Source organism: Pseudoxanthomonas winnipegensis (genome assembly GCF_004283755.1).
GTDB lineage: Bacteria > Pseudomonadota > Gammaproteobacteria > Xanthomonadales > Xanthomonadaceae > Pseudoxanthomonas_A > Pseudoxanthomonas_A winnipegensis.
The window spans coordinates 105,267-121,171 of record NZ_SHMH01000006.1; the positions used below are offsets into that span (position 1 = coordinate 105,267).

Sequence of the window (15,905 nt, forward strand, 5' to 3'; positions counted from 1 at the left end):
TGCAGGGACGCCGCATGGCGGACAGGCGCTGCGCACGGGCCACTGGCAAACCAGTGGCCCGTCGCGTTTGATAGGCAGGCTGAAGGTTCGGGAAGCGCGATGGACGAGGCAATCCGGCATGTGGTGATCGTGGGCGGCGGCTCGGCCGGCTGGCTGACGGCCGGACTGATCGCCGCCGAGCATCGCGATCGCCACGGTCCCACCCTGCGGGTGAGCGTGCTCGAGTCGCCCGACGTGCCGGCGATCGGCGTCGGCGAGGGCACCTGGCCGACCATGCGCGACACGCTGCGCCGGATCGGCGTGGGCGAGGCGGACTTCGTGCGCGCTTGCGATGCGACCTTCAAGCAGGGCTCGCAGTTCGTCGGCTGGGTCGATGGCGGCGCGCACGATCGCTACACCCATCCCTTCACCCTGCCCAAGGGCTATGGCGAGACGCAGCTGGCCGTGGCCTGGGCGGCGCAGGGCGAGCTGCCCTTCGCGCATCTGGCCTGCTTCCAGCCGCATCTGTGCGATGCCGGGCGCGGGCCGAAGCAGTTCGCCACCCCGGAGTACGCGGCGGTCGCCAACTATGCCTATCACCTGGACGCGACCCGGCTCGGCGCCTTCCTGCGCCAGCACTGCGTCGAACGCCTCGGCGTGCAGCACGTCGTCGGCCACATGGACGCGGTGCTCAGCCACGAGAACGGCGACATCGCCGCGCTGGCGGTGCGCGACCAGCCCGCGCTGCAAGGCGACCTGTTCGTGGACTGCACGGGCCTGCGCGCGCTGCTGCTGGGCGCGCACTACGGCATCTCGCCGGTCGGCGTCGAAGACATCCTGTTCAACGATCGTGCGCTGGCCCTGCAGGTGCCCTATGCGGACCCGAATGCGCCGATCGCCTGCCAGACGCTGTCCACCGCCCAGCGCGCCGGCTGGATCTGGGACATCGGCCTGTCGGCGCGGCGTGGCGTCGGCCATGTCTACAGCAGCGCGTTCACCTCCGACGAGGAGGCCGAAGCGGATCTGCGGGCCTATATCCAAGCCACCGGCGGCCCCGCCGCGGCGACGCTGCCGCCGGCGCGGCGGATCGATCTCCAGCCGGGCTATCGGCCCACGGCCTGGCACCGCAACTGCGTGGCCGTCGGCCTGGCCAGCGGCTTCGTCGAACCGCTGGAGGCCTCCTCGCTGGTGCTGGTGGAACTGGCCGCCGCGCGCCTGGCCGACGAGATGCCGGCCACGCGCGCGCAGATGGATCTGCTGGCCGCGCGCTTCAACGAGACCTTCGCCTACCGCTGGCAGCGGGTGATCGAGTTCCTCAAGCTGCACTACGTGCTCAGCCGCCGGCCCACGCCCTACTGGCAGGCGCATCGCGAGGACGCCAGCCTGCCGCCGCGCCTGCGCGAACTGCTGCAGCTGTGGCGTCATCAGGCGCCCTCGCGCAGCGACTTTCCGCGCAGCGAGGAGATCTTTCCTTCGGCCAGCTGGCAGTACATCCTCTACGGCATGGGCGCGCGTCCGCATTCCCGTCCCGCGCGGCGCTCGGAAGACCTGCAGGCCGCGCAGGCCTGCTTCGCCGAGAGCGCGGCGCTGGTGCAGCGCATGCTGCCGGCGCTGCCCAGCCATCGCGCGCTGGTCGAGCACATCAAGGCCCATGGCCTGCCCCGTCTTTGATTCTCTGGAATGCCGATGCCGCGTCACGCCCTGCTCAACAACATCGACCATCGCGACCTGCGCGTCTCCACCCGCCACGGCGCGGGGGTGGACGATGCGGCGATGTCGGTGGTGACCTTCCCGGGCGAGTTCCGCGCGCTGCAGGCCTATTACCCGATCGTGTTCCAGAAGGACGCCCAAGGCGTGTTCCATCCGCTGGCGCTGCTGGGCCTGCAGCCGGGGCAGAACCTGTTCCTGCGCGGCGATCGCTGGGATGCCCACTACGTGCCGATGGCGGTCGAGCGTCAGCCGTTCGCGATCGGGCACGACGCGCAGGGCGAGCCGATGCTGCACGTGGACCTGGAACATCCGCGCATCGATCCGCAGGGCGAGCCACTGTTCCTCGAGCATGGCGGCCACGCGCCGCTGCTGCAGCACATGGTCGCGCTGCTGCGCACCCTGCATGACGGGCTGGCCGGCAATGGCGCCTTCGTCCAGGCGCTGTTGTCGCATGCGCTGCTGGAGTCGTTCGTGCTGGACGTGAAGCTGACGGGCGGGCAGGAGATTCATCTGCGCGGCTGCTACACCATCCACGAGGAGCGCCTGCGTGCGCTGGACGGCGAGGCGCTGCAGGCGCTGTCGCGCGCGGGTCACCTGGAGCCGATCTACATGGCGCTCGCCTCGATGACGCATCTGCGCGACCTGATCGGCCGCCTCGAGCAGGGCGCGTAATGCAGCCCGCCACGCCGCGCCCGATCGAGGAACGCCACGGCCTGCGCGCCGACACGCTCGGCCCCGAGCTGCTGGCCTCCGATCAGCCGCTGGTGCTGCGTGGCGTGGTGGCCGACTGGCCGATAGCCAGGGCCGGTGCGGCGTCGGCGCAGGAGGCGGTGGCCTATCTGCGCCGCTTCGCGCGCCCCGACCCGGTGGTCGCCACCGTGGCCGCGCCCGAGACCGGCGGCCGCTTCTTCTATACCGATGGGCAGCAGGGCTTCAATTTCCGCCAGGAGCGCGTGCCGCTGCCGGTGGTGCTGGACACCTTGCTGGGCTATCTGCACGCGCCCGCGCCGCCGGCGATCTACGTCGGCTCGACGACCATCGATACCTGGCTGCCGGGCTTCCGCGCCGAGAACGATCTGGACCTGGGCGCCCGCATGCCGCTGGCCAGCATCTGGATCGGCAACCGTACCCGCATCGCCGCGCACCAGGACATCCCCGACAACATCGCCTGCGTGGTGGCGGGCCGCCGCCGGGTCACGCTGTTCCCGCCCGAGCAGCTGGCCAATCTGTACATCGGCCCGCTGGACCGCACGCCGGCCGGGCAGGCGATCAGCCTGGTGGACTTCGCCGCTCCCGACTTCGAGGCCCATCCGCGCTTCGCCGAGGCGCTGCGCCACGCGCAGGTCGCGGTGCTGGAGCCCGGCGACGCGGTGCTGATCCCCTCGCTGTGGTGGCACCACATGGAAGGCCTGGCGCCGTTCAACATCCTGGTGAACTACTGGTGGCGGCGCAGCCCGGCCTATATGGATTCGCCGATGAACGCGCTGATGCTGGCGCTGCTGAGCGTGCGGGACCTGCCCGCGCACGAGCGCGAACACTGGCGCGAGGTGTTCCGCCACTACGTATTCGACGCCGATGCCGAGACGGTGGCGCACATCGCGCCCGAGGCGCGCGGCGCGCTGGCGCCGATGGACGACATCCGCGCGCGCGAGCTGCGCGCGCGCCTGCTGCAGCGGCTCAACCGCTGAGCGTCACGAGGAATCGAGCCGCATGACGGACAGTTCGCAGCCCCGCCCGGTCAAGCGCGTGGTCATCGCCGGCGGCGGCACCGCCGGCTGGATGGCCGCCGCGGCCCTCTCTCGCACCCTGGGCAAGGTGCTGGACATCACCCTGGTCGAGTCCGAGGAGATCGGCACGGTCGGCGTGGGCGAGGCCACCATCCCCACGCTGGTCACCTTCCACCGCCTGCTGGACATCGACGAGCAGGCGTTCATGGCCGCCACCGGCGCCACGATCAAACTCGGCATCCAGTTCGAAGGCTGGCGCGAGCCCGGCCAGGACTACATCCATTCCTTTGGCACCACCGGCAAGGACCACTGGACCGCCGGCTTCCAGCATTTCTGGATGAAGGGCCGCCAGCGCGGGCTGGCGCGCGACTATGGCGACTACTGCCTGGAGCTGCGCGCCGCGCAGGAGCAGCGCTTCGCCCACCTGGCGCGCAACGGCATGAACTACGCCTTCCATCTCGATGCCGGCCTGTACGGCCGGTTCCTGCGCCGCTTCAGCGAAGGATTCGGCGCCCGCCGCATCGAGGGCAGGATCGCCACCGTCCAGACCAGCGTCCAGGGCGACATCGACGCGCTGGTGATGGAGGACGGCACGCGCGTGGAGGGCGACCTGTTCATCGACTGCACCGGCTTCCGCGCGCTGCTGCTGGGGCAGACGCTGGGGGTCGCCTTCCAGGACTGGTCGCACTGGCTGTTCGCCGACAGCGCGCTGGCCGTGCAGACCGAATCGGTCGCCCCGCCGGTGCCGTACACGCGCTCGATGGCCGGCCCGGCTGGCTGGCAGTGGCGCATCCCGCTGCAGCACCGCGTCGGCAACGGCATCGTCTATTCCAGCCGCTTCATGGACCAGGAGGCCGCGCGCGCGGCGCTGCTGGACAACCTGGAAGGCCCGCCGCTGTTCGAACCGCGCCCGCTGCGTTTCACCCCCGGCCAGCGCCAGGTCACCTGGAAGCGCAACTGCGTGGCCCTCGGCCTGGCCAGCGGCTTCCTGGAGCCGCTGGAGTCGACCAACATCCATCTGGTCTCGCGCAACCTGACCCGGCTGCTGCAGTCCTTCCCGCATGTGATCCGCCAGGTGGACATCGACGAATACAACGCGCAGACCGAGGCCGAGATGGTCCACATCCGCGACTTCGTCATCCTGCATTACCACGTGACCCGACGCCGCGACACGCCGTTCTGGCAGGCCTGCGCGCAGATGGACATCCCGGCCACGCTGCGGCACCGGATCGACCTGTTCGCCCAGACCGGCCGCGTGTTCCATGTGCCCAACGAGCTGTTCGCCGAGAACTCCTGGATCCAGGTGATGCTGGGCCAGGGCATCGCGCCTGCGCAGTACCACCCGGTCGCCGACCTGATGGACGACGCCGAGCTGGCGCGCTTCCTGGACGGCATCCACCAGCAGGTCGAACAGACCGTGGCCCGCCTGCCGACCCACGCCGACTACCTGCGCAGCTACTGCGCCCAGCCGCGCCCCGCGATGGCCTGAGCCGGCGGCCTTCAACGCCTCTGCCAGCGCGACGGCGCGCTCGGTGGGAGCCGGCATGCCGGCGATGAGGCTTTCCCGGTAAGGCCCCTCGCCGCCATGGCGGCTCCCACCGGGGAATTTCCGCCTTCTGGAAGCGGACGGTGCGCCCGCTGGTGTGGGAGCAGCTGTCTCCTCAAATCTCGCAGCGACCTGCCTGTAGAGCGGAGCTTGCTCCGCTGCTCTTCGTTCGGCTCGCGGAGAACGCCCCAGCGGAGCGAGCTCCGCTCTACAGGGGGGAGCCGGTATGCCGGCGATGAGGCTTTCCCGGCAAAGCCCCTCGCCGCCATGGCGGCTCCCACAGGGGAAGTTCTGTTTTCTCAAGGCCTGAGGACGGCCCCGGTAGAATGGGCGGGCAATGGATGTCTCCCACCTGCTCGACGATCTCAATCCGGCCCAGCGCGAGGCCGTGTCCGCCCCTTCGGGGCATTACCTGGTGCTGGCCGGCGCCGGCTCGGGCAAGACGCGGGTGCTTACCCACCGCATTGCCTGGCTGAACGAGGTCCTGGGCGTGCCCACCCACGGCATCCTGGCGGTGACCTTCACCAACAAAGCCGCCGCCGAGATGCGCCATCGCACCGATGCGCAGTTGCGCAACGGCAGCCGCGGCATGTGGATCGGCACCTTCCACGGCCTGGCCCACCGCCTGCTGCGCCTGCACTTCAACGAAGCGCGGCTGCCCGAAGGCTTCCAGGTGCTGGACTCCGACGACCAGCAGCGTCTGGTCAAGCGCGTGGCCCAGGCGCTGGAGCTGGACGAGGGCAAGTACCCGCCGCGCCAGATCGCCTGGTGGATCAACCAGCAGAAGGACGAGGGCCGTCGCCCCCAGCACATCCAGCCCGAGGGCCGCGACGAATGGCTCAGCGCCATGGTCGCCGCCTATACCGAGTACCAGGCGCGTTGCGACCGCGCCGGGCTGGTGGATTTCGCCGAGCTGCTGCTGCGCGCGCACGAACTGCTGCGCGACACCCCGGCGCTGCTGGCGCATTACCGGCGCCGCTTCGGCCAGCTGCTGGTGGACGAGTTCCAGGACACCAACGCCATCCAGTACGGCTTCATCCGCCTGCTGGCCGGCGACAGCGGGCAGGTGTTCGTGGTCGGCGACGACGACCAGGCCATCTACGGCTGGCGCGGGGCCAAGGTGGAGAACGTGCAGCGCTTCCTCACCGACTTCCCCGGCGCCCAGACCATCCGCCTGGAACAGAACTACCGCTCCACCGCCAACATCCTGGGCGCGGCCAATGCGGTGATCGCGCACAACCCCGACCGCATCGGCAAGCAGCTGTGGACCGATGCCGGCCAGGGCGATCCGATCGATCTCTACGCGGCCTACAACGAGGTCGACGAGGCGCGCTACGTGGTCGAGCGCGCGCGTCAGTGGGTGCGCGAGGGCGGCAGCTATGGCGAGGTGGCCGTGCTCTACCGCAGCAACGCCCAGTCGCGCGCGCTGGAAGAGGCCCTGCTGGCCGAACAGGTGCCGTACCGCGTCTACGGCGGCATGCGCTTCTTCGAGCGCGCCGAGGTCAAGGACGCGCTGGCCTACCTGCGTCTGGTCGCCAACCGCGCCGACGACGCCGCGTTCGAACGCGCGGTCAACACGCCGCCGCGCGGCATCGGCGAGCGCACCCTGGACGAGGTGCGGCGCGTGGCCCGCGGCGCGTCGCTGTCGCTGTGGGACGCCGCGCGCCAGGCCGCGCAGGGCGGCGACTTGGCCGGGCGCGCGCGCAACGCGCTGGCCGCGTTCGTGCAGCTGATCCAGGCGCTGGGCGAGGAAACCGCCGCGCTGGACCTGAAGGACAAGATCGACCACGTGCTGGCGCGCTCGGCGCTGCGCGAGCACTGGGCGCGCGAGAACAAGGGCGGGCTGGACGCCGAGTCGCGCACCGAGAACCTGGACGAACTGGTCTCGGTGGCCTCGCGCTTCGCCCGCGCCGAGGTCAATCCGCTGGAGCTGGACGACACGCCCGATGCGGCGCAGAGCATGGACGAGCTGGTGGCGTTCCTGTCCTACGCGGCGCTGGAGGCGGGCGAGGGCCAGGCCCAGGCCGGCGAGGACGGGGTGCAGCTGATGACGCTGCATTCGGCCAAGGGGCTGGAGTTCCCGCTGGTGTTCCTGGTCGGGCTGGAGGACGGACTGTTCCCCAGCGCGCGTTCGGTCGAGGAGCCGGGCAAGCTGGAGGAGGAGCGGCGCCTGGCCTACGTCGGCATCACCCGCGCGCGGCAGAAACTGGTGCTGGCCTACGCCGAGTCGCGCCGCATCCACGGCATGGACAACTACAACGTGCCCTCGCGCTTCCTGCGCGAGATCCCGCGCGAGCTGCTCAACGAGGTGCGGCCCAAGGTGCAGGTGTCGCGGCCGGCTTCGCTGGGGGCGATGCGGGGTGCGGGCGGGCATGCGGCGCTGGAGGTGCCGGCGCTCAGGCTGGGCGCCAATGTGTCGCATCCGAAGTTCGGGGCAGGGGTGGTCATCGACTATGAGGGGGCGGGCGCGCATGCGCGGGTGCAGGTGCAGTTCGACGAGGGGGCCAAGTGGTTGGTGTTGGCCTACGCGAATCTGTCGCCGGCTTGAGGCGTTGGGCTTGCTTGGCGGTTTAGAGCCGCCGACGAATCCTCTACCGTCGCTCCCGCGCATGCGGGAATCCAGCGACTTGCGCGCGGCAAGGTCGAAGGCTCTGGGTTCTCTTCTTCGCGGGAACGGTAGGTTTGTCAGCGGCTCTTAGTGGGTTTCTGCTCTGATCCTGTTGGCGCGCGATAGTTCTTGAATCAAAGGCTTTCGTGCGGCTTCGCCGCCCGACCTACTTTTCTTTGCTTGTGCAAAGAAAAGTAGGCAAAAGAAACACACCCCGGGCGGCACGCCTGCGCTGCGCGCAGGTCCGCTGCGGGACGAGGGATTTTCCAAGGGGACATCCTGTCCCCTCGGAAAACGCCGCACATCCATGTGCGGCGCCCTGCGGGTCTTGTCCTCGCCCCTCCGCCGTGCCTTACGGGGCGGTCTGAGAGGCAAAGGCAAAGGCAGAGCGAGAGCCAGAGCTAGTGCTGGTGCTGGTGCGGGGGCGGGTCTAGGCGGGGTAAGGCGGTAGCGCCTGTGCATCGCGCTGGCGGCTGCGGCTGGGGCGACGGGGTTTTTGCGGGGCTTTGATCGCGATCAAGGCGGGGAGGGGGCGATCGCGCTTGAATGGGACATCACCGCAGCGCGTGGAGGGTCCCATGTACCGACGCATTCTGATTGCCATCGATGGTTCCGAGCTTTCCCTGCGTGGCCTGGACCAGGGCCTGGGGCTGGCGGCGCGGCTGGGCGCCAGGGTCGACATCCTGACCGTGTCCGAGCCGTGGGCCGGCGGCATGGTCGATGCGCAGGGCTGGGTGGTGGGTTATGAATCCGGTCCCGAATACCGGGCCGAGCGGGAGCAGGCCGCCAACGCCATCCTGCAGCCGGCGCTGGACCGGGCCGAGGCGATGGACGTGGAGGCCGAGCCGATCCATGTGCTGGACCGGTATGCCGCCGACGGCATCCTGGAGACGCTGGCCGAACGCGGCAATGACCTGGTGGTGATGGCCTCGCACGGCCGCCGTGGCGTGACCCGCGTGCTGCTGGGCAGCCAGACCGCCGAGGTCCTGACCCGCAGCACCGTGCCGGTGCTGGTGGTGCGCTGATCGGCCAACGCTTGCGACTGCGGCTGACGTCCATGGACTCCCGCTTTCGCGGGAGTGACGACTTCGAGATGACGCGGACGTGTGTGGTTGTCTTCGTCATCCCCGCGAAAGCGGGGATCCATGGACGTCCGCCCAGATCGCCTCAGACCTCATCTACTGCGTCCACATCGGCACCGCAACACGCCGCACACGCGGATCCGGCGATCCTGACGCCACTCAGACCGTCGCGGCCTGCCCAGCAGTCTCGAACAGCGCAGCCTGCTCGACTCGCAGCTGATCGATCAAGCGCCCCTGCGGCAGCTCCACATCGGCATAGGTCAGCACCTGGTCCTTGGCCACGTCGTGCCGGAGCACGCAGCCCTCGGCCACGCCCATCGGCAGCAGCGCGTCGCGCGCGGTGACGTCGGCGCGCTCGCACTGGCCATAGGTCAGGTAGCCGCCCAGCGCGTCGATCGTCTCGCCGGCGGCCAGGTCGCGCTTGGCGGTAGCGACCACCTCGACCAGCGGGCCGCCCAGCGGCTGCAGCACCGCATCGCGCAGCAGCACCACGCGCGCCACCGACAGCGGCACCTCGAAATGGCACAGGTGGTACGGCGTGTAGAAGCTGTACAGCGGACCCTCGCCCAGCTTGTAGAGGTTGAGGTAGTGCTGCTGCTTGGGATCGTCGTGGCTGGCCAGCACGTACACGCCCGGGCTGGGCAGCGCGCCGACCACGTAGTCGACCGCGCCGCCGACGGCCTTGAGCGCGTCGATGTCGTATTTCCTGGTCAGCTCGTCCACGTGGCCGCGGTGGTCGTAGCCGGTCATGCCGCGCTGCAGGATCGACATGCCGGTGCCGTTGGCGACGATGGCCTGCTCGAAGCTGATCTTGGTGCCGTCGGCGAAGCTGGTGACCATGTACGGGTCCTGGCCCCACTTGGCGGCGAAGCCGGCCTGCGTGGTCGGCGTGCGGTACGGGTCCTGCAGGCCCTTGATGTTGCCGCACATCAGCGGCGTCAGCCCGATGGACTTGACGAAGCGGAACAGGTTCATCTGCACGCCGGGCTGGTCGCCGTCGCAGGCGGTGAAGATCACGCCGGCCGCATCCGCCTTGCGCTTGAGCAGCGGGCCGACGGTGCCGTCCAGCTCGGCGTTCATCGTGACCATGTCGCGGCCGTGGGAGATGGCGGCCAGCGAGATGTGCGCGCCGTACTCCACCGCGCCGGTCGCATCGACCAGGCAGTCGAGCAGGTCGCACTCGTACAGCAGCGCCGGGTCGTGGGTGACCGCGGGCACGCCGCTGGTGATGGCGTCGGCCAGCGCGCGGCCGGTCTCGACCACGCGCGCCTGCACGCCGGCCAGGGCGAAGGCGGCCAGCGCCTTGTCCACGTTGCGGTTGCAGATCACCGACAGCACCATGCCCGGCACCGAATGCACGATCTGGTTGACGATGCCCTTGGCCATGAAGCCGGCGCCGTACAGCCCGACGCGGATGGGGGTGCCGGCGGCCTGTCGCGCCTGCAGCAGTCGATCGATGACCATGGGGGAAACTCCTTGAAGCGTGGCTCAGTAGCCGATCAGCCGATCGACGCCGTGATAGGTGGGGTCGAAGTCCGGCCAGGCCGCATCCTTGTCCGAGACGATCCGGCCCGGCGCCGGCCACTGGATGTCGAAGGTCGGGTCGTTCCAGCGCAGCCCACGTTCGGCGCTGGGCTCGTAGAACGCGCTGGCCAGGTAAAAGGCCTCGGTGTCCGGTTCCAGCGTGACGAAGCCATGGGCGAAGCCGCGCGGCACGTAGTAGGCCAGCCGGTTCTCCGCCGTCAGTTCCACCCCGTGCCACTTCAGGTACGTGGGCGAATCCGGCCGCAGGTCGACGATGCAGTCCCACAGCGCGCCGCGCACGCAGCGCACGATCTTGACCTCGGCGGCCGGCGGCAGCTGGTAGTGCATGCCGCGCAGCGTGCCGGCCTGCGCGTTGTAGGAGTTGTTGACCTGGACGAAGCGGTCCACCAGCCCCGCCGCGGCCATTTCCTTCTCGCAGAACACCCGCGCGAACCAGCCGCGCGCGTCGCCGCGCTGCTCCGGCTCGATCACATAGGCGCCGTGCAACGGCGTGCTGTGGAACTTCATGCCGCCGCCCGCAGATCGGGCGCCAGCACGCCGCTGTCGACCAGCCCTTCCAGGATGCGCAGGCGGATGAAGCCGCTCTGGCGGAAGTTGCGGTCGGAGAAGGCGGTGCGCTGCAGCTCGTCGCGCAGCTCGGCGATGGTGCCTTCCAGCGTCTCGATCGGCTGGTGGTCCGGCGCCAGCCGCTCGAACAGCGAGAAGTCCACGCGGTAGGAGCGGTTGTCCGCCGGCGCGTTGGTCGAGATGGAGACCTCGGCGGTGGGGATGGCCGCGCCCACGGCACGGGCCAGGTCGCGCACCTGCACGTTCCAGCGCTCCGAGCCGGCGTTGACGAACAGGTAGCGTCCGCCCTGCGCGGCCGGGCGCTGGATCGCCCATTCGATCGCGCGCGCCATGTCGCGCACGTGGATCAGCGGACGCCACGGTGTGCCGTCGGAGAGCACGTCGACCTTGCCGCTGGCCACCGCGCCGGCGACGAAGTCGTTCAGCACCAGGTCCAGGCGCAGGCGCGGCGAGGCGCCGCAGGCGGTGGCGAAGCGCAGGGCGGTGACGGTCATGTCCGTGTCCAGGGCCGCCAGCCCGGTCTCGGTGTCGATCTTGGAGTGGGCGTAGGCGGTCAGCGGCGCCACGGCGCTGGATTCCGAGCGCGGCGTGCCGTCGGCGGCGGCGCCGTAGACGCTGCAGCTGGAGGCGAACACGAAATGCTTCACGCCCGCCTCGGCCGCCGCGCGGGCCACCGACAGGCTGGCCTTGCAGTTGATCTGGTCGGTGACCTGCTCGAAGCGCTTGCCCATCGCATCGTTGGACACCGCGGCCAGGTGCACCACCGCATCGAAGCCGGCCAGCTCCCGCGCGGTCAGGTCGCGCACGTCGCGGAACCATTGTTCGTCCAGCACCACTTCGGGCAGGCCGCGCTTGTCCGACAGGCAATGGGCGAACCAGCCGCGGTCCACGCCGACCAGCCAGGCCTGCGGGAAGCGCTGGCGCAGGTGCGTGGCCAGGACCGGCCCGATGTAGCCCATGTTGCCGGTGATCAGGATGCGCATCGTTGCTTACTCCCAGACGCGCCAGGGCGCCTTGTTGTGGTTCCAGAGATCGTTGAGGTAGTTCTTGTCGCGCAGGGTGTCCATCGGCTGCCAGAAGCCTTCGTGCTTGTACACGCTCAGCTGGCCCTGCTCGACCAGGCCTTCCAGCGGCGCGCTCTCCCACACCGTGTCGTCGCCCTCGATGAAGTCGGCGACCTTGGGCGAGAGCACGAAGAAGCCGCCGTTGATCAGCCCGTCGCCGTCGGCGGGCTTCTCGCGGAAGCCGGTGACCGCATCGCTCTCCACCCGCAGCGCGCCGAAGCGGCCGGGCGGCTGCACCGCGGTCACCGTCGCCAGCCGGCCCTCGCGCCGGTGCAGGGCGATGCCCGCGCCGATGTCCACGTCGGACACGCCGTCGCCATAGGTCAGGCAGAAGGCCTCTTCGTCCTTCAGGTAAGGCATCACGCGCTTGAGGCGGCCGCCGGTCATGGTGTCCGCGCCGGTGTCCACCAGGGTCACGCGCCAGGGCTCGGCGCGGCTGTCGTGCAGGGTGGTGGTGTTGCTGGCCAGGTCGCAGGTGATGTCCGAGCCCATCAGGTGGTAATTGATGAAGAAGTCCTTGATGACCTCGCCGCGGTAGCCCAGGCAGACGATGAAGTCGTTGATGCCGTGGTGGCTGTACATCTTCATGATGTGCCACAGCACCGGCCTGCCGCCGATCTCCACCATCGGCTTGGGCCGCACGGAGGTCTCCTCGGAGATGCGGGTGCCCAGGCCACCGGCCAGGATGACTGCCTTCATTGCTGCTCCTTCCGGGTCACGTCTTGGTCTCCTGCGAAAACGTCGTGGCTCGCGCGTCCTGGCCGCGCCGGCCAAAGCACGGCACGACGGGCGGCCCTGACCGCAACGCGCAAGGGGGACTGCCCGATCAGACGGTGACGTCGCGGCGACGCACCAGCGGCGTGCCATGCGCGACATCGACCATGCCGGCCATGCGGGCCAGTCGCTCGATCCGTTGTTGAAGACGCGGACTGCGGGGAAGGCCGGCCACATCCAGCAGCTGGCCCCAGCGATGGGCCCAGTCGTGGCGGCGCAGGGCCTGGCTGACATTGGTCGCGCGCGCCTGCTCCAGGCGCGCGCTCTGGCTGCCCAAGTCGGCCAGGAACGCGCCCACGTCCGGCGTGCCGGGCGGCAGCTCGATCACCGCATCGGGCCAGTCGAAGTGATCGTCGAACTCCAGGCAGTGCTGGCGCGAGCCCAGCACGATCGCCCCGCCGGCGGTGCCCTCGAAGTAGCGCGTGGCCAGCGCGTTCTTGCGCACGCCCTTGAACACGCCGGTGGTGTCCACGGTGAAATCGTAGGCGATGAAGTACTTGGCGCGCTTGATCATCGCCGCCGACTGGGCGCGGTGTTCGGCCCAGTCGGTGACCGCGCCGGCCTTGAGCACGTCGTGCACGTAGAAGAAGTTGCCGTCGTGCGCGGCCAGCGCGCTGAGCTTGGTGTGCAGCTCGGGCATGCGCCGGCCCATGGAGAGCACGTCGATGCTGCGCGGCGGCGCCTCGGGATAGGGACAGGACAGCAGCGTGTCGCAGGCGCTGGGCAGGAAGGAGATCGGCGTGGAGGTGTACTGGCGCAGCGCCGGAATGCTCTCGGCGTTGAGCACGAACACATGATCGAACGCGTCGAGCATGCGCAGCTCCTGCGCCTGGTGCGGGAAACGCTCGGGCCAGCCCTCGAGCAGGTAGCAGTACGCCTTGCCGCAGCGCTCGCGCCAGCCCTTGATCCGCGCCAGCGTGGTCAGCTCGGGCGGGAACTGGCACACGAACACGAACACGTCGTAGTCGCGGCCGACCTGCGTCTGGCCGGCGTTGGACAGACCCGGCCGGCCCAGCCGGCGCCAGGCCTGCGACATCACCCGGTGGCGCAGCTCGTTCCACAGATAGCCCACGCTGGGATTGACCCCGCGCCCGGCCGTATGCGGCGCGGCGGACGGGATCAGCAGGTCGGCGTTCTCGACCTGGGCGATCACGTTGAGGAAGGCGTAGGCCTGGCCGTTGAACGGCTCGGGCCAGGCGTTGTAATTGCTCGACAGCAGGACCGATCGGTCGGCCATGGGCATTCCTTCGTCAAGTGTGGGGAAACCTGACGCATCGCCTCGCGCCTTCCTGCAGGCGTCCGCCCGTGCGCAGCGGCGCAGGGCGGACCGGACCTTTGAGGAACGCGCGGCCACGATGGACCGGCACGGCACCGCATTCAGCCCACCGGTCGCGACCCGGCGCGCCTCCCGCGCGCGCCCCAGGTCGTGTCCCCCCCGATGCCGCTGCACTGGCATCTTTCGGTGGCTTACTGCGGTTAACGCAGTCGCGCGCGCGGACAGGACAGCGGGGCGCATCGCGCGTCCCGCGCTTCAATGGCAGGCGGTTCGCCGCCCGCGGCTCAGTAGATCTTGCGCTCGGCCGCCGGCGGCGGGCTGAACTGGTACAGCCAGGTCTCGCTCAAGGAGCCGGTGGCGTCCTTGAGGTACAGGCGCAGATCGATCTGGCTGCTGTCTTCCTTCTCCGGCACCACGTCGAACATCACCCGGTAGCCGTGCAGCTCGCGCAGCGGCCGGCACGACACCGTCTCCAGCGTGCCGCCGTGGATCTCCAGCGCCGGGTCGACCTTGGCGTTGGCCGCCTCCAGCGCGGCCAGCTTGCCGCCGACGAAGTCCACGGCGAAGCGCTGCGACCACTTGCTGCGCTTCTGCCCCACCACGCCGCCCAGGCCGGTGCGGGTGGCCACGCAATGCGCCTGCGGCGGCTGCGAGGGCGCGGCCGAGCCCCAGAACAGCTTGTAGCCGTACAGCAGCTCCTGGCCGGCCTGCGGCTTCTCCTTGGGGTTCCAGAACGCCACGATGTTGTCGAAGGTCTCATCGACGGTGGGGATCTCCACCAGCTGCACCGAGCCGGCGCCCCAGCCGCCCTTGGGCTCGATCCACAGGCACGGGCGCTTCTCGTAGAACACGCCATCGTCCTGGTAGTGGTCGAAGTCGCGATCGCGCTGGAGCAGGCCGAAGCCCTTGGGATCGTTGTCGGCGAAGGCGTTGAAGCGCAGCTGCGGCGGGTTGGTCAGCGGGCGCCAGATCCACTCGCCGCTGCCGGTGTGCAGGGCCAGGCCGTCGGTGTCGTGGATCTCCGGGCGCCAGTCCCAGGCCATGCGGCGGTCGTTCTCGCCGGTCTGGTACATGCTGGTGCACGGCGCCAGGCCCAGGCGCTCGATGCTGGTGCGCGGGTAGAGCGCGCAGTCGATGTCCATCAGCAGCGGCTCGCCCGGGGTCAGCGCGAAGCGGTAGGCGCCGGCCACGCTGGGCGAATCCAGCAGGCCGTAGACCACCAGCGTATTGGAGCCCTTGGCCGGCCGTTCCAGGTAATAGGCGACGAAGTCCGGGAACTCCTCCGGCTTGCCCATGCCCGTGTCGATGGCCAGGCCGCGCGCGGACTGGCCGTACTGGCCCTCCTTGCCGACCGCGCGGAAGTAGCTGGCGCCCAGGAAGGCGGCGAAGTCGCGGTTCGGATCGTCCTTGGTGTTGAGGCGAAAGCCCGCGAAGCCCAGCGTGTCCGGCAGCTTGACCTTGGCCAGGCCGCTGTCGCCGTAGTCGAACATGCCCGCGTTGTACTTGATCTCGCGCGCCTGGCCGTCGGCGACCTCGTGCATGGTCACCGGCCGCTTGAAGTACAGGCCCATGTGGAAGAACTGGGCCAGGAAGGCATCGTCCTGGCCGGTCCACAGCGCATGGTCCTTGCGGTAGCGGATGGCCTGGTAGTGGTCCCAGCTGATCCCGTCCAGTGCCGCCGGCAGCGGGCCGCCATGCGGCTTGTACGGCGCGCTGGCCAGCGCCCGCGCCTGGCCCTTCAGGCTGGCGTAGTCGAAGGGCTGGGCCGGGCCGAACACCAGGTTGGACTTGCCGGGCGCGGCCAGGGCGGCCTGCGAGGCCAGCAGCGAGGGGGGCAGGCCCAGGGCGGCCAGGGTCCCGGCGGCGCGGGTGAGGAATTGACGTCGGATCATGCAGGCGGGGGCAGGGCCGGAGAGAGAAGGAGTCGGGTAGATGCTAAGCGTTGTGGCGTTGGCGGTCTGCTGACAAAGCGGCCGTTGGCTGTCTGGCCTATTCATCTTCACACGTTTTCACGGATTCTTTACATC

General features: G+C 69.7%; 12 protein-coding genes. 6 read left to right on the forward strand and 6 right to left on the reverse strand.

Going from position 1 to position 15,905, the window contains the following annotated elements; all coding sequences use genetic code 11:
* Positions 1-99 precede the first annotated feature (99 nt).
* The 6 genes from EAT51_RS12690 (at position 100) to EAT51_RS12715 (ending at position 8,595) form a co-directional block, all read left to right on the forward strand.
* Positions 100-1,650 carry a tryptophan halogenase family protein gene (locus EAT51_RS12690; protein WP_130561714.1) on the forward strand — a complete coding sequence of 517 codons (1,551 nt, stop codon included), beginning with the start codon at positions 100-102 and terminating at the stop codon, positions 1,648-1,650.
* 15 nt (positions 1,651-1,665) lie between these two features.
* Positions 1,666-2,361, forward strand: coding sequence for a SapC family protein (locus tag EAT51_RS12695; protein ID WP_130520754.1), 696 nt, complete (start codon positions 1,666-1,668; stop codon positions 2,359-2,361).
* Complete coding sequence (locus tag EAT51_RS12700) at positions 2,361-3,377, forward strand: cupin-like domain-containing protein (protein ID WP_130520756.1); 1,017 nt, start codon at positions 2,361-2,363, stop codon at positions 3,375-3,377. The genes EAT51_RS12695 and EAT51_RS12700 overlap by 1 nt, the downstream gene beginning before the upstream one ends.
* 22 nt (positions 3,378-3,399) lie before the next feature.
* Positions 3,400-4,905 carry a tryptophan halogenase family protein gene (locus EAT51_RS12705; RefSeq protein ID WP_130520757.1) on the forward strand — a complete coding sequence of 502 codons (1,506 nt, stop codon included), beginning with the start codon at positions 3,400-3,402 and terminating at the stop codon, positions 4,903-4,905.
* A gap of 394 nt (positions 4,906-5,299) precedes the next feature.
* The gene (gene uvrD / locus EAT51_RS12710) at positions 5,300-7,510 is read left to right on the forward strand and encodes a DNA helicase II (protein WP_130561715.1); all 2,211 of its coding nucleotides are present in this window, start codon (positions 5,300-5,302) and stop codon (positions 7,508-7,510) included.
* Positions 7,511-8,148: 638 nt separating this feature from the next.
* Complete coding sequence (locus tag EAT51_RS12715) at positions 8,149-8,595, forward strand: universal stress protein (RefSeq protein ID WP_130520761.1); 447 nt, start codon at positions 8,149-8,151, stop codon at positions 8,593-8,595.
* A gap of 216 nt (positions 8,596-8,811) precedes the next feature.
* Here EAT51_RS12715 and EAT51_RS12720 read toward each other — a convergent pair whose 3' ends face one another.
* The 6 genes from EAT51_RS12720 to EAT51_RS12745 form a co-directional block, all read right to left on the reverse strand.
* Positions 8,812-10,116, reverse strand: a complete 1,305-nt coding sequence (locus tag EAT51_RS12720) for an NAD(P)H-dependent oxidoreductase (RefSeq protein ID WP_130520763.1) — start codon at positions 10,114-10,116, stop codon at positions 8,812-8,814.
* A gap of 24 nt (positions 10,117-10,140) precedes the next feature.
* Complete coding sequence (rfbC, locus tag EAT51_RS12725) at positions 10,141-10,704, reverse strand: dTDP-4-dehydrorhamnose 3,5-epimerase (protein WP_130520765.1); 564 nt, start codon at positions 10,702-10,704, stop codon at positions 10,141-10,143.
* The gene (locus tag EAT51_RS12730) at positions 10,701-11,747 is read right to left on the reverse strand and encodes an NAD-dependent epimerase/dehydratase family protein (RefSeq protein ID WP_130520767.1); all 1,047 of its coding nucleotides are present in this window, start codon (positions 11,745-11,747) and stop codon (positions 10,701-10,703) included. Before EAT51_RS12730 ends, rfbC begins: the two co-directional genes overlap by 4 nt.
* A gap of 6 nt (positions 11,748-11,753) precedes the next feature.
* Positions 11,754-12,527 (reverse strand): glucose-1-phosphate cytidylyltransferase, encoded by a 774-nt coding sequence (rfbF, locus tag EAT51_RS12735; RefSeq protein WP_130520769.1) that lies wholly within the window; start codon positions 12,525-12,527, stop codon positions 11,754-11,756.
* A 127-nt stretch (positions 12,528-12,654) separates the two neighbouring features.
* Positions 12,655-13,839, reverse strand: coding sequence for a glycosyltransferase family protein (locus EAT51_RS12740; RefSeq protein ID WP_205953624.1), 1,185 nt, complete (start codon positions 13,837-13,839; stop codon positions 12,655-12,657).
* Positions 13,840-14,162: 323 nt separating this feature from the next.
* A complete protein-coding gene (locus EAT51_RS12745) occupies positions 14,163-15,770 on the reverse strand; it encodes an OpgD/OpgG family glucan biosynthesis protein (protein ID WP_130520771.1) in 1,608 nt (535 codons plus the stop codon).
* Positions 15,771-15,905 lie beyond the last annotated feature (135 nt).

Bases quoted from the DNA above. Each gene is read 5' to 3' on its own strand.
- EAT51_RS12700 (WP_130520756.1), top strand. From the start codon at position 2,361: ATGCAGCCCGCCACGCCGCGCCCGATCGAGGAACGCCACGGCCTGCGC.
- EAT51_RS12695 (WP_130520754.1), top strand. From the start codon at position 1,666: ATGCCGCGTCACGCCCTGCTCAACAACATCGACCATCGCGACCTGCGC.
- EAT51_RS12715 (WP_130520761.1), top strand. From the start codon at position 8,149: ATGTACCGACGCATTCTGATTGCCATCGATGGTTCCGAGCTTTCCCTG.
- rfbC (WP_130520765.1), bottom strand. From the start codon at position 10,704: ATGAAGTTCCACAGCACGCCGTTGCACGGCGCCTATGTGATCGAGCCG.
- EAT51_RS12690 (WP_130561714.1), top strand. From the start codon at position 100: ATGGACGAGGCAATCCGGCATGTGGTGATCGTGGGCGGCGGCTCGGCC.
- EAT51_RS12730 (WP_130520767.1), bottom strand. From the start codon at position 11,747: ATGCGCATCCTGATCACCGGCAACATGGGCTACATCGGGCCGGTCCTG.
- uvrD (WP_130561715.1), top strand. From the start codon at position 5,300: ATGGATGTCTCCCACCTGCTCGACGATCTCAATCCGGCCCAGCGCGAG.
- EAT51_RS12720 (WP_130520763.1), bottom strand. From the start codon at position 10,116: ATGGTCATCGATCGACTGCTGCAGGCGCGACAGGCCGCCGGCACCCCC.
- EAT51_RS12705 (WP_130520757.1), top strand. From the start codon at position 3,400: ATGACGGACAGTTCGCAGCCCCGCCCGGTCAAGCGCGTGGTCATCGCC.
- EAT51_RS12745 (WP_130520771.1), bottom strand. From the start codon at position 15,770: ATGATCCGACGTCAATTCCTCACCCGCGCCGCCGGGACCCTGGCCGCC.
- rfbF (WP_130520769.1), bottom strand. From the start codon at position 12,527: ATGAAGGCAGTCATCCTGGCCGGTGGCCTGGGCACCCGCATCTCCGAG.
- EAT51_RS12740 (WP_205953624.1), bottom strand. From the start codon at position 13,839: ATGGCCGACCGATCGGTCCTGCTGTCGAGCAATTACAACGCCTGGCCC.